Raw genomic sequence first — 13,151 nt, forward strand, 5'->3', positions numbered from 1 at the left:
AACGTCGTTCCACCTGCGGTCACGCACGGTGACGCACCGCCGTACACGACAGGGCGCCCGGGCCGCCACCTCGCCCGCTCGGCGGCCCGTGCTACTGTGTAGCCACGGCCACGCCCGCCGCCCCGGCGGGATACACGGGCCGGCTCGTATCGACACGGTGACGGGGTCCGAACCCATGGAGTGCCCGAAGTGCGGCACATCGCGGCGCCCGGAGCAGGTCACCTGCACGCACTGCGGCATCGTCTTCCACAAGTACGCGACCTACCTCGCGCGGCTGGAGGCCTATGAGGCCCGGCGCGCCGAGCGGCGTACGCCGTTGCGCGAACGCCTGGCCGGCCGGGCGGCGGCGCTGGCGGTGCCCCCGGCAGCCATGGCGACGCTGTGGTGGGGCTATCTCGCGCTGTGGCTGGCCTTCCTGGTCTGGGGCGGCAGCTACATGATCCAGGATATCGCCACCCTGGGGCGGGACGCCGGGTTCCTGCACAACGTCAACCTGCCCTTCCACGAGTTCGGACACCTGCTCTTCCGGCCCTTCGGCGAATGGGTCACTTCCCTCGGCGGCACCCTGGGCCAGCTCCTGATGCCCGTCATCTGCGGCATCGCCCTGCTGCGCGGGCGCGGCGACACCTTCGGCGCCAGCCTGTGCCTGTGGTGGTTCGGCGAAAACCTCCTGGACATCGCCCCCTACATGGCCGACGCCCGCGCCGGCCAGCTCCCGCTGCTCGGCGGCAACACCGGGCACACCGCCCCCTACGGCTTCCACGACTGGGAGTTCATCCTCGGCGAGACGGGCCTGCTGGCCTACGACCGGGTCCTCGCCGCGCTCACCCTCAACGCCGGCCGGCTGATCATGGCCGGCGCGCTACTCTGGAGCGCGGTGCTCCTCCTGCGCGCCCGCGCCGCGCGCTGACACCGGCCCCGGTGGGTGGGCTACGCTTGGGACAGGAAACACGCGGGCACCCGCCCGCCGGCACTGAGGAGGAGACCATGAGCGCTCACGTCTACAAGGTCACCGAGCTCTGCGGCTCGTCGCCCAAGGGCATCGAGGCCGCCGTCGAGAACGCCATCTCCCGCGCCTCGGAGACCCTGCACAACATCCGCTGGTTCGAGGTCACCGAGACGCGGGGCGAGGTCGAGGACGGGCGCGTCGCCCACTGGCAGGTCACGGTGAAGCTCGGCTTCACCCTCGACGACTGACCCCGACACCGGGGCGGACGCCGGTGGCCCCGGCGTCACGCCCCGCGGGGCATTCGACCATCAGCCCTCGTCGAGCGGCGGCACGTTGGCGATCCGTCCCCAAGTGGACTTGTTGCCCCAGATGTTCTGGCGCAGGCCCTCGAGCTGGAGGATCTGGGAATGGTCGACGAACAGGTTCACCTCGTTGCCGTAGTTCTTCACGTACCACTCGAACACCAGGGGGTCGGCGGCCTCGAACATCACGTTCTCCAGCCCGAGACCGTTGATGATCGCGGCGACCGCACCGGTGTTCCAGGGCGCCACGTTCTCGGTGATGCCCTCGGACTCGATCATGATGATGTCCGCCCCGGCATCCAGCGCCTGGCGGCCGCGGTTCACCAGGTCACCGACGTCCTTCTTGCCCTCGGCGGCGAGTTCCGCCTCGGTGGAGTCGCCCCCGGAGCCGAACTGGATGCCGAGCTCGGGCTTGGCCTTGAGCCCCGCACGCCGGACGCGCTCGACCAGCCGTACCAGCGATGACGTGGGCATGGACAGGAACCCCGTGGAGATCTCGATGACGTCGAAGCCCACCGCCTTCGCCTCGGCGAGATAGCGGTCCACCGCCTCCGGCCCGTAACGCAGCACGGTCTCGATCCAGCCGCCGGAGGAGACGTAGGCGTCGTGCTCGTGGGCGAGATCGCTGATCGCACGAACCTGCTCCCGGGGCAGCAGCGCGAACGAGCCGCCGGCCCACTTCACGCCGTCCACCCACTGGCCGGCGACGTCGAGCACGTCGGCCAGATGCCGGGTGCCATAGGTGGCGTAGTAGGGGCCGCGGATCTCGGTCACGCCCACGGAGCGGGGCTTGTCGGGACGGTACGCACGGGGAATGAAGTCGAAGCTGGTTTCGGCCATGACTGCACCTCCTGGACCATGTCCGGAAAAGGCCGATGTGTGAGTCTGTCCCCCGGCTATACCCCTGTATGTTGCTGCGAATGATTGCTGTTTCAATGGCTGAATGACGGGATACACGACCGCGGGAATCCGCCTCAGCTGCCGGCCGGCACGTGCCCGTCGTCACGCTCGAAGCGCTGGAGGCCGACGTGCCCGGCCCAGGGGTCCTGCGCCTCCTCGCCGGCGAGCCGGAAGCCGTAACGCTCGTAGAGCCGCCGCGCGGCGTCGAGGCCGCGGAAGGTGGTGAGGTAGGCACGCGGATACGGGATGGCACGCAGAAAGGCGTCGGCACGGCGCATCAGGGCGCCGCCGATCCCCTGCCCGGCCATGCCGGGCGCGACGATGAACCAGCGCAGGTGCGCGCCGCCGGGGTCGTCCTCGCCACCGTCCACGGTGATCGTGCCGAGGAGCGCGCCGTCCCCGCCCCTGGCCGTGACAAAGAGGTCGCGGCGGGGATCGTAGCGGGCGTGGAACGCGCCGAGCTCCCGGGCGAGCTTGGCCTCGAACGGCGCACCGAAGCCCCACGCCGGCGCATAGTAGTCCATGTGCAGGCCAATCACCTCCGCGATGACACCGGGGCAGTAGCCCTCGACCAGGCGCACCGCGCTCACGAGCGTACTCCGGCCGCGCCGAGCGCCGTTCGCACCAGGTGCGCGGCGAAGGCGTCGTCCAGGCTGCCCGGGTCGGTGACGAGCCGCTTCCAGACCGTCGCCACGATGACCTCGTTAACCACCTCCGCGGCCTGCGGCGATGTGGCGGCGACGTCCCGGACGATCTCCGAGCGCCCGGTCACCAGCCCTCCGCACACGGCGACGCGGGCATCCTCGTCCGCCGCGGCGTCGGCCACCAGGCCGGCGAGTATCCGCCCTGCCGGGGTATCGCGGTAGATCCGGAACAGCCGCCGCAACAGTTCGACGAGGGCCGCCTCACCGGTGCCGATCCCCGTCACCAGCGCCTCCCGGCTCACCAGTCCCGCATAGACCTCCACGTACAGCGCGGCCTTCGACGGCCACCAGCGGTAGATCGTCTGCTTGCCCACGCCGGCGGCAGCGGCGACGCCCTCGATGGTGGCCGCGGGGTAGCCCACCCGCGCGACCTGGGCCGCCGCGGCATCGAGTATCCGCCGGTGCTTCTCCCGGGACCGTCCCGGCCCGCGTGCTTCCTGGGTGCTCATGAGTGAGAGCATATACAATACGATACGTCTCGTCTAGAAAAGGGCCTGCTGTCCACCGGTGCCGCCCCCCCGGAGCGGGCCCGGACCTCAGAGCTCGATGGCGACGCGGTTACGGCCGTCGCGCTTGGCGCGGTACAGCGCCTGGTCCGCGCGCTGGAGCACGACCTCGTGGCTGGTGTCGGCATGCCGAAGGTAGGCCACCCCGACACTGACGGTGAAGGTAATGGAGTGGCCGTCGGTCCACACCGGGGTCTGCGCCATCTGTCGACACAGCCGCTCGGCGACGATATCGGCCTGCTCGCCTTCGCCAAGAAGCACCGCGAACTCCTCGCCGCCGATCCGTGCGGGGATATCGATCGCGCGCAGGGCCGTGCGGAAACGCCCGGCGAGCTGGCGCAGCACCTCGTCGCCGGCGGCATGACCGTGGTGGTCGTTGATGTCCTTGAAGTGGTCGATGTCGATCATGAGCACCGCCAGTGGGGCCTCCGCGTCTCTGGCCTGACGCCATGCCAGCTCCAGGGCCTCGATGAACATCCGCCGGTTGGCGAGCTCGGTGAGTGCGTCCGTGTTGGCCAGGTGCTTGAGCCGTTCCTCCATGACCCGCCGCGCGGAAATCTCCGCATCCGCGGACTGCATGCGCCGCTCGGCGTCCCGGCGGGCGCGGCCCTCCTCGGCGAGTCGGTCGATGAGCTCGATGTTGCGCACCGAGATCGCCGCCTGGGCGGCGAGAAACTCGATCAGCGGCCGCTGGCGTTCGTCGAAGGCCTCCGCGGTGAGCGCGTGTTCCAGGTAGAGCACGCCGATGAGCTCGCCGAGATAGGTCAGCGGCACGCACCAGGCGGTACTGGTGAAGCCGTCGCCGCGGTCGTCCGGCGGGTTGATATAGCGGTCGTTGGCGAGCATGAGGTTGTGCTCGACCTCGCCGCGGCCGAAGCGCTGCATCCGCTGGGTGCGCGCGACGTAACGGATCACCGAACGCGGCAGGGACTCGACGTTATCCACCAGCGGCGGCGTATAGTAGTAGTGCGCCCCGTGAACGCCGCTGTCCATGGCGACGCGGAGATCGTCGTCCCTCGCCAGCAGCAGCACGACACGCTGGGCACCGGTCTGCAGGGCGACGTTGCGGATGATCTCGGGCACGAGCTCGTCGAGCTCGGTGTGCAGTGACAGCGCCTGGGCGATCTGGATGACCGCATCCATCTGCGGTCCCCGCCCCGCCGGCTCTTCCGCGCGGGCGCCGCCGTCGAGCCGTGCCAGCGCCGCCGAGGCCCGACCCTGCCGGAACGCCTGGGCGAGCTGGTCTTCGTAGATACCGGCGAAGGCGTTGCGGCCGCGCTCGCGCCAGTAAAGGGCGGCACGCCTGGCGATCAGGGCCGCCGCCGGCCAGCAGGACTGCCGCTGGGCGGCCTGGAGGGCATCGTCGTAGGCGTCGATGAGTGCGGTGACGTCACCGTCCCGGCGCGCCTGCTCGGCCTGCATCAGCCGGTACCAGTGCTCGAAGTTGTCGGGGGCGTGGCGGCGCCAGCGCCCGTAGCGCGCGACCGCGTCCTCCAGGGCGGCCGCCACCGTCCCGTCGTCGGCGTCCAGGGCCTCGGGCGCCTGCACCAGCACCAGTGCCCTGAGCGCCGGGAACTGGGTGACCGGCAGCAGTCCCTGCACGGAGACGCTGTCGAGCCGCGTCTCCGCCTCGCCTATGCTGTGCGCCGCGGCGCTGACCTCTCCGAGCTGCAGCAGCGCCATGGCGCGCATGATGTGGTAGATGCACAGAACCTGGAGGTTCTCGTGCGCCTCGCAGCGTGCGAGGTAATCCGTCTCGCTCTCGTGCTTGTGCAGCCAGTCGGGCTCGTCCCGTCCGCCGTGGAGCAGGGAGAAGACACGCAGCGCCCCGGTGATGAGATCGATGCCCCAAAGGTTGCGCCGCCGCTCGGTGTACTCCAGGTAGCTCAGGACATCCGGGATAAGCTCGTCCAGCGGCTCACCGCGGAAATAGCGGCAGTAGGTATCGTGGCCGAAGCCGTAAACGGCGTACTGGAGGTTCCCCGAGGCCTGGCCGGTACGGTAGGCCTCCAGGTAGTCCTCGCTTGCTGCCTGCAGCGGTGCGAACCAGTGGGTCAGCGAGCTACCCATCATCAGGTGCGCCATGCTGTTCTCCGCGCGGTCCGTGAACTGCGCCATCAGCTCCCGGGTCGCACGATAGAGCGCCGCGCAGTCGCCCCCGTCACCCTGCCCCACGTGGGTCAGCAGGCCGCCGTAGGCGGGGTAACTGTATGCCGCCCCGGTAACGTTGCCGCTCTCCAGGCACAGCCGCACCTCGCGGGCCACGATCACCGACCACAGCCCCGGGTGGGCGCGGTAACACGGCGGCCCGAGCGCGATCAGCAGCTTCATCACCGCGCGCCGGCGCCGGTCGGTCATGGCCGGCATGCCACCGAGCGACTCCAGCGGGCGCCCCTCCAGCAGGGAACGCACCGCGGCGAGCTCGCGGTCGCGGACGTCCTCCAGGTCCGCCTCCGGCAGGACCTCGCCGAACTGAGCCAGCGCCTCGCGCCCCACCGCCACGGCCTCGGTGTAGTGCGCCCGGAGCGTGCACTGGACAACGCGCATGTAGTAAAGGTCGGCGCGACGGAAGATGTCCGTCTCGCGCGCGATCGCCTCGCTGACGTAGCGCTCCGCCGCCTCGAAGTCGCTGTTGAGGTATTCGAGCTCGCCGCGTTCGCGGTAAAGCGCGTAGGCGAGCGCCGGGTCCCGTTCCCAGATGTCTCCAGGCAGGCGTGACATGCCGGCGCGCATGTGCTCCACCGCGGCGGCGAAGGCGGCCGCCGCCTTGGCCCGGCGGGCGGCGTCCAGGTTCACCCGCGCCAGGTCCGTACCCGCCTCCGCGCCGCTCACCAGGGAACGGGCGAGGTTGAGGTGACCAGCGATCTCGATCACCCGCTCGGCACGGCGCGCCGCCGGCAGGCGCTCGCGCAGCAGGTGGGCGATCCTCAGGTGCAACGGCTCCACCGCCTCCTCGGGGAGGGCACGGTAGGCGACCTCCTGCATGCGGTCGTGGGCGAAACGAAAGCTGCGGGAGACGACCCGGTCTCCGACCAGGGCGGGATCCCCCACGGGCAGTATGAACTCCTCGTCGAGCACCGGCCGCAGCAAATCGTAGACATCCGTCATCTCGCGCCCCGCCAGCCAGGCGAGGATATCGAGATCGAAAGACGTCCCGAGGCACGCCGCCCAGGAGAGTAGCTGCTGGCTCTCCCGCGGCAGCCCGTGCAGGCGGTGAAGCATCAGGTCGACGACCTGATCCGGCACCCCGGCACCGCGCACGGCGTCCAGGTCCCAGCACCACTGGCCGGCGTCGTCCATGAACAGCCAGCCCCTGTCCCGCATCGTGCGCAGCAGCTGCCAGATGAAGAACGGATTGCCGCCGCTGCGGTGCAGCACCTCCTTTGCCAGCTCCGCGACCTCACCGGCGGAGCGCCGGGCGCCCTCAGTCAGCAGCGTCGTCACGTCCGCCTCGGTCAACGGCGAGAGCTCCAGCGCACTGAGGGTAAACCGCCCCCGCTCCTGGAGCGTGCGCCGGGCCAGCATCAGTGGGTGGGTGGCGGGGACCTCGTCGTCCCGATAGGCGGCGATGATCAGCAGCGGCAGCTGCTCGAGCCGCTGCACCAGCGTCTCCAGAAGCTCCAGGGAGGCATCGTCGATCCACTGCAGGTCATCGAGGAAGACCACCAGCGGCCGGTCCGCCTCGCTGAACACGCGGAACAGACGCAGCACCGTGTCCCGGAACCGCTCCTTGGCCTCCGCCGGCGGCAGGTCCCCTGGCGGCGGCTGCTCGCCGAGCAGGGCCTGCATCGACGGGCTCAGGGCCGTGAGCAGACCCGCCTGCGCGCCCAGCGCCTCGCACAGACGGCCACGCCACCACTCCAGTGTCTCCGCCGGCTCGGCGATGATGAAGGCGACGAGGTCCTCCAGCGCGTCCAGCCAGGCGCCATAGGGACGGGCCCGCTTGAGCTGGTCGAACTTGCCGGAGACGAAGAACGCCCGCTGCCGTGTCACCGGCAGATAGGTCTCGCGGATGAGGGTCGTCTTGCCGATCCCCGAGGCACCGGCGATGAGCACGAGCTGGGGACGGTGCTCGAAGGCACGCTCCAGGCTGTCCATGAGGCGCCGGCGCTCGGTCTCACGGCCGTAGAGACGGTGGGGGATGTCCAGCGGCCGCTGGCCCTCGCGACCGCTCAGCAGACCGTGATCGTCCGCACGCCGGCCATCGATCACGTCCGCCACCAGGCGCAGGTCTGCGAGCAGTTTCTCACCGTGCTGGTAGCGGCCGTCAGGGTCCTTTTCCATCAGGCGCAGCACCACCCGGGAGACGACCTCCGGGACATCGTCCCGCCGTGCCCGCGGCGGGACCGGCTCCACCGCGAGGTGCTGGTAAATCAGCTCATGGGCGTCATCGGCGGAGAACGGCGGCTGACCCACGAGCAGCGTGTAGAGCACCGCGCCCAGGCTGTAGTAATCCGCGCGGTAGTCCACCGGCCGGTTGAACCGGCCGGTGAGCTCCGGCGCCATATAGCGCAGGCGGTGGGTGTTCGAGTCCGGGACATCCAGATCGCGGTGCTCGCGGCGAATGCGCACCGCCCGAGAGAAATCGGTGATGTAAATCCGCTCACCGTTCCAGATAAAGGTCTCGGGACGGAGGTCACGATGGACGAGGCCGGCGGCATGCACCTCGATCAGCGCCTCGGCCGCGGCGGTGGCAATCACCAGCCATTGCCGCAGCCCCGGCAGCGCGATGTCGTCCAGCAGCTCGCCCCCGGGGTCGTCGAAAAACAGACAGGCATCCTGTCCGCTGCCCTCGAGACGCTCCAGCGTCAACGCACAGGCGAGATCGTGACGGCTCACCACCTCGTGATCCGAGTGCAGGCAGACCGCTTTGGCCGATGACCCCATCCCCGAGCGCAGCTTCACGAGCCGGCGCCGCGTCCCGTCCTGCCCCGGCTCGACACGGAGCAGCCGGGTCGAGCCGTCGTCGCGAAGGACCTCGAGAATGCACAGACTCTCGTTCCACCCCAAGGGCTGCCCCGTCTCCCCCAACTGCGACCCCGCTGTTTCCGCCGTGCGGACGGCACGCGCGGTGCGCATGCCCCGTCAACCCCGTGTGTACGCGTGTCCCGCCGCCGGACCCGTCACGTGCTGCACGGCCCGGCCAGTATTTTCTCAGCGTATATCGGGTCCGCCAGCCGTGTGTCAATCGTTCAGCGGCGCCGTTCACACCTTTTCATGGCCGTCAGGTCCGTTCCGTCGCCAGCGCCTCCCGCCGCCGGCACATCGCGACAAAGTAGAGCGCGGCCCCGAGCACCGCACCGATGACCCAGCTGTAACCGGCGAGCACCTGCAGGGCCGGCACCCACACGGAGGCGACGGAGAACGCCGCTGCGGGCAGCCAGGCGGCAAGCGCCCGGACATTCCAGCCATTGTCGTACCAGTAGGCACCGTCCGCGCTGGCGGAGAAGAGATCCTGGACGTCGAAACGCCCGCGTTTGATGAGGTAGTAGTCCAGCACCATGATCCCGTAGACAGGCGCGAGCACGGCCCCGAGGGTGTTCACGAAGCCGGTAATCCCGAGCTGGCTGATCAGCGACACCCACAGGCCGCCAATGAAGAACGCCGCCACGGCGGTAATCACGCCGCCGATGCGGAAGCTGATCCGGCTCGGCCAGAGGTTGGCGAGGTCGAAGGCCGGCGGGATGAAGTTGGCCACCAGATTGATGCCCACCGTCGCGGTGAAGAAGACCACCGCCGCCACCACCGTGAGCGCGACGTTGTCCACGCGCTCGACGATGTCCGTGGGGTTCGTGAGGTGTTCGCCGAACAGCTCCACCGTGCCCGCCGTGATCACCAGCGCGATCAGCGAGAAGAACACCAGATTGAGCGGCAGGCCCAGCAGGTTGCCGAGCTTCATCTCCCGCTCGCTGCGCACGAATCGCGAGAAGTCGCCGAAATTGATCACCACCGCGGCGAAATAGGCGATCATCGTACCCGTCACCGCAAAGAACGCGCCCAGCGTACCGCCGTCCGGTTCGTGACCCGCGGAGAAGATCGCACCGAGCTCCGAGAACAGGCCCCCGCCGGCGCGCCAGACGATCACCAGCATCAGCGCGATCATCACGAGATAGACGAACGGGCCTGCCCAGTTGAGGAAACGGCGGATCCACTCGATACCGTTCCAGAAGAGATAGAGCTGGAACAGCCACACCAGCGCGAAGGACAGCCAGCCGATGGCGGTCATCCCCAGCAGGGTCGTGCCCCCGTCCACGCCGGTGACACCGCTGATCAGCAGCGCCACCGCCGTGGACGCGAAGTAGGTCTGCGCGCCGTACCAGAAGATCGCGACGATACCGCGTACCATCGCCGGGAGGTTGGCGCCGCGCACCCCCATGCTCGCCCGGGCGAATACGGGATAGGGAATGCCGTAGCGCACGCTGGGCTGGCCGGAGAGGTTCACCAGCACCATCACCACGACGCCTGCAAGCACGATGGCGCCGAAGACGAGCCAGCCGTTCAACCCGTAGGAAAGGAACAGCGACGCCGCCAGGGTGTAGCCGAACAGGCTCTGGATATCGTTGGCCCAGACGTTGAAGATCTCGAACCAGCCCCAGCTCCGCTTGTCCCGCGGCACCGGGGCCAGGTCGTCGTTATAGAGGGAGGGTTCGACGTGGCGGATACTCAGGTCGGGTTCGCTGCTCATCTCGGCTGCCCCTGCGACGACGTGGACGTGGCGCGGTCACGGTTCGGCCCCAGCCGAGTCTTACCGTGCCCCCGACCAGCCGCACATAGCAAGGACCGTTCCGCGTGCTGCACTGCCGTAAATTCGCCGCCCGCACCGGCGTTTGCGCGCGCCGGCCGGGGCCGTGCTGCACCACGGCCGCACCCGCGCGGGTGGGGATGCACCAGCGTGATTCACGGCGGCACTCAGCGTGCCGCCGTCGCCTCCCCGGTCTCCGCCTCCGATTCCGCCTGCTGAAGCCGCCAGAGATGGGCATAGAGACCGTCGCGGGCGAGCAGCGCGGCGTGGCTGCCACGCTCGCGGATACGGCCGTGCTCCATCACCAGGATCTCGTCGGCATCCGCGACGGTGGAGAGGCGGTGCGCGATCACCAGGGTGGTGACACCGCGGGCGACCTCGTCCAGGGCCCCCAGGATGGCGCCCTCGGAACGGGAGTCCAGGCTCGAGGTCGCCTCGTCGAAGACCAGGATCGGCGGCTGCTTGAGGATCACCCGGGCGATGGCCACCCGCTGCTTCTCGCCGCCGGAGAGCTTGAGCCCGCGCTCGCCCACCACGGTGTCGTAGCCGTCCGGCAGCGTGACGATGAAGTCGTGGATGTCCGCCAGCCGGGCGGCGCGTTCGATCTCCGCACGGCCCGCCGCCGGCGCCCCGTAGCCGATGTTGTAGGCGATGGTGTCGTTGAACAGCACCGTGTCCTGGGGAACGATGCCGATGGCCGTGCGGACGCTGTCCTGGGTGCACTCGCGCAGGTCCTGGCCATCGATGGTGATCCGCCCCTCGTCCGGGTCCCAGAAGCGGAACAGCAGCCGCGCCAGCGTCGACTTCCCGGCCCCGGAGGGTCCGACCACCGCCACCTTCCGGCCCGGTCCGATAGTGAAGTCGATGTCCTCCACCACCCGCCGCTCCGGCCGGTAGCCGAAGGCCACGCCCTCGAAGCGCACGCACCCCTCGCGCACCATCAGCGGCTGTGCGTCCGGCCGGTCGGTAACCCCGGCGGGGGTGTCGAGCAGCCGGAAGACCAGGTCCATGTCCGCGAGCGCGTACTTCATCGCCCGGTAGATGCTGCCGAGCACGTTCAGCGGCATGAACAGCTGCAGCAGCAGCCCGTTGACCATCACCAGGTCGCCCAGCGACATCGCGCCCGCCGACACGCCCAGCGCGGCCTGCACCATGATCGCGGTCACCGCCACGGCGATGATCGCGCCCTGGCCGAAATTCAGCACGCCCATGGAGACCTGGGTGCGCACGGCGGCGTCCGTCCACTCGTCCAGGGTGCGGTCGTAGGCCCGCAGCTCGTGGGGCTCGTTGTTGAAGTACTTGACCGTCTCGTAGTTGAGCAGGCTGTCCACGGCCCGGTCGTTGGCCCGGGACTCCAGCGCGTTCATGCGGTGGCGGTGGGACATGCGCCACTCGGTCACCGACAGGGTGAAGGCGATGTACACCGCCACGGCCACCGCCGTGGTGGCGGTGAACGTCCAGCTGTAATGCCACGCCAGGATGCCCACCACCAGCAGCGTCTCCGCCAGCGTGGGCACGAGGTTGAGCACCAGGTAGTTGAGGATGCTGCTCACGCTGCGCGTGCCGCGGGCGAGGTCCCGGGAGACGGCACCGGTCCGGCGCTCCAGGTGATAGGCCAGCGACAGCTCGTGGAGGTGGCGCAGCACCGTGGTCGAGAGCCGGTGCATCGCCGCGTAGCGGACCCGCGCGAACAGCGCATCGCGCAGCTCCGAGAAGCCGGAGTTTGCGAGCCGCAGCGCCCCGTAGGCACCAAGCAGCCCCAGCGCGGTGACGAACATCGCCGAGCCGCCGGTGTCCAGGGCGTCCACCACGCGCTTGAGCAGCAGCGGCACGCCCACCACCGCGAGCTTGGCGCCGATCAGGGCGGCGAGGGCCAGCGCCACGCGGCCCCGCCACGGCCGCAGGTAGCCCAGCATGCGGCCGAGGTTGCCGGCGTCGGTGCGCCCTGACGGTCGCTCGGTACGCGGGTAGCGCCACGCCGGCCTCATGCGCCGGCCCTCCACGGGATGCGGGATCGGTTCGTCGTCACGCCCTGGCCTTCCGGATACGGTGGATGGCGGCCCGCGCCCGGAAACCGGGCGCCGGGTCCGCCACCCCCATGGTACGCCGCTGACGCCTCGGCGACAGCGCAGGCAGCCCGTCGGGACTGGATGGATTCCGGCGAGGACGTGGCGTGGCAAGCCGGGCGCGAGGGGCGTGCGAGCCGGCCGCCGCCCCGCTTCCGCCGCCAACCCGGCCCAAGTCCGGCAGGCGGCTAGTCCGTCACGATACCGCGCCGGCGCAGCCCCCGGCGGCTCAGGGCAACAACGACCCCGATCAGCACCATGTGGCTCAGGCCCACGACCAGGAGTCCGAGCGCCACGGCGCCGCGGTCGACCGGGCCCTCCTCGGCGGCCAGCACCGCAGCGGTGACCCCGCCCTGCATCGCGACATCGACGATGACCATCCCGAGGAAGACGGCGTTGCGCTCGCCGTTCGAGAAATACCGCCCGTTGCGCCGGCCGAACGCATCGCATACCCAGAGCACGCTCGCGCACAGGATACCGATATTGACCCCGCTGCCGGCGTCCAGCCCAAGCCAGTCCACCACGGCTCCGGCGGCCAGCAGGAGCATGACGTAGATCAGAAGGAAACGCAGGATAGCGCCCGGTATGGACATGATGTTCACCCCTTCCCTGGTGGTCGAAAACGCGAAATCACGGCCGGCACGGATACGAGCCGGACCGCCGCAAAACCCGCGGGACGACACCGTCAAAACGGGCAGGTGCCGCCCTGCTCCTCCCCGTCGCCGGAAACGGGCGTGCGGTTTGGGCGATCACGCACCGCACCACCGTCCCCGGCAATGGGCCTCCGTGCAGTCTGCCCCGTCCGCGCCGTGCATGCACGCGCTCCGCCACCCGGGTTCACGGCGGTCCCCCGCCGTAGATCGGCTGCTCGAAGGCAGCCGACATCCCCGACCTATCGGCCATGGAGCGGTCGCTCGAAGGCAACCCACAATCCCCGGGGAGGGAATGGCCCATGCGGGCGGGCCGCCGGCCTCATGGAATC

General features: G+C 69.8%; 9 protein-coding genes. 2 read left to right on the forward strand and 7 right to left on the reverse strand.

Annotated features, from left to right (window positions below; translation table 11 throughout):
• Positions 1–175 precede the first annotated feature (175 nt).
• Together C516_RS19355 and C516_RS0111205 are read left to right on the forward strand one after the other, a co-directional pair.
• Positions 176–910, forward strand: a complete 735-nt coding sequence (locus C516_RS19355) for a zinc ribbon domain-containing protein (protein ID WP_018718483.1) — start codon at positions 176–178, stop codon at positions 908–910.
• Positions 911–987: 77 nt separating this feature from the next.
• The gene (locus C516_RS0111205) at positions 988–1,197 is read left to right on the forward strand and encodes a dodecin (RefSeq protein WP_018718484.1); all 210 of its coding nucleotides are present in this window, start codon (positions 988–990) and stop codon (positions 1,195–1,197) included.
• A gap of 60 nt (positions 1,198–1,257) precedes the next feature.
• On the opposite strand, the gene C516_RS0111210 is transcribed toward C516_RS0111205, so the two are convergent.
• The 7 genes from C516_RS0111210 to C516_RS0111240 form a co-directional block, all read right to left on the reverse strand.
• Positions 1,258–2,091, reverse strand: a complete 834-nt coding sequence (locus C516_RS0111210; protein ID WP_018718485.1) for a phosphosulfolactate synthase — start codon at positions 2,089–2,091, stop codon at positions 1,258–1,260.
• A gap of 134 nt (positions 2,092–2,225) precedes the next feature.
• Positions 2,226–2,741, reverse strand: a complete 516-nt coding sequence (locus tag C516_RS19360; RefSeq protein ID WP_018718486.1) for a GNAT family N-acetyltransferase — start codon at positions 2,739–2,741, stop codon at positions 2,226–2,228.
• The gene (locus C516_RS20545; RefSeq protein WP_169509147.1) at positions 2,738–3,304 is read right to left on the reverse strand and encodes a TetR/AcrR family transcriptional regulator; all 567 of its coding nucleotides are present in this window, start codon (positions 3,302–3,304) and stop codon (positions 2,738–2,740) included. The genes C516_RS19360 and C516_RS20545 overlap by 4 nt, the downstream gene beginning before the upstream one ends.
• A gap of 87 nt (positions 3,305–3,391) precedes the next feature.
• The gene (locus C516_RS0111225; protein WP_018718488.1) at positions 3,392–8,371 is read right to left on the reverse strand and encodes a diguanylate cyclase; all 4,980 of its coding nucleotides are present in this window, start codon (positions 8,369–8,371) and stop codon (positions 3,392–3,394) included.
• 214 nt (positions 8,372–8,585) lie between these two features.
• On the reverse strand, positions 8,586–10,046 hold the full coding sequence (locus C516_RS0111230) for an NCS1 family nucleobase:cation symporter-1 (protein ID WP_018718489.1): 1,461 nt from the start codon (positions 10,044–10,046) through the stop codon (positions 8,586–8,588).
• Positions 10,047–10,270: 224 nt separating this feature from the next.
• A complete protein-coding gene (locus C516_RS0111235) occupies positions 10,271–12,091 on the reverse strand; it encodes an ABCB family ABC transporter ATP-binding protein/permease (RefSeq protein ID WP_018718490.1) in 1,821 nt (606 codons plus the stop codon).
• Positions 12,092–12,357: 266 nt separating this feature from the next.
• Positions 12,358–12,762: an ABZJ_00895 family protein gene (locus C516_RS0111240; protein WP_026321125.1), complete on the reverse strand. Its 405-nt coding sequence runs from the start codon at positions 12,760–12,762 to the stop codon at positions 12,358–12,360.
• Positions 12,763–13,151: the final 389 nt, after the last annotated feature.

The sequence above is a fragment of the Arhodomonas aquaeolei DSM 8974 genome, from assembly GCF_000374645.1.
GTDB lineage: Bacteria > Pseudomonadota > Gammaproteobacteria > Nitrococcales > Nitrococcaceae > Arhodomonas > Arhodomonas aquaeolei.

Excerpts from the sequence above, each read along its gene's own strand:
- C516_RS19355 (WP_018718483.1), top strand. The coding sequence starts at position 176 with ATGGAGTGCCCGAAGTGCGGCACATCGCGGCGCCCGGAGCAGGTCACC.
- C516_RS0111235 (WP_018718490.1), bottom strand. The coding sequence starts at position 12,091 with ATGAGGCCGGCGTGGCGCTACCCGCGTACCGAGCGACCGTCAGGGCGC.
- C516_RS0111240 (WP_026321125.1), bottom strand. The coding sequence starts at position 12,762 with ATGTCCATACCGGGCGCTATCCTGCGTTTCCTTCTGATCTACGTCATG.
- C516_RS0111210 (WP_018718485.1), bottom strand. The coding sequence starts at position 2,091 with ATGGCCGAAACCAGCTTCGACTTCATTCCCCGTGCGTACCGTCCCGAC.
- C516_RS20545 (WP_169509147.1), bottom strand. The coding sequence starts at position 3,304 with ATGAGCACCCAGGAAGCACGCGGGCCGGGACGGTCCCGGGAGAAGCAC.
- C516_RS0111205 (WP_018718484.1), top strand. The coding sequence starts at position 988 with ATGAGCGCTCACGTCTACAAGGTCACCGAGCTCTGCGGCTCGTCGCCC.
- C516_RS0111230 (WP_018718489.1), bottom strand. The coding sequence starts at position 10,046 with ATGAGCAGCGAACCCGACCTGAGTATCCGCCACGTCGAACCCTCCCTC.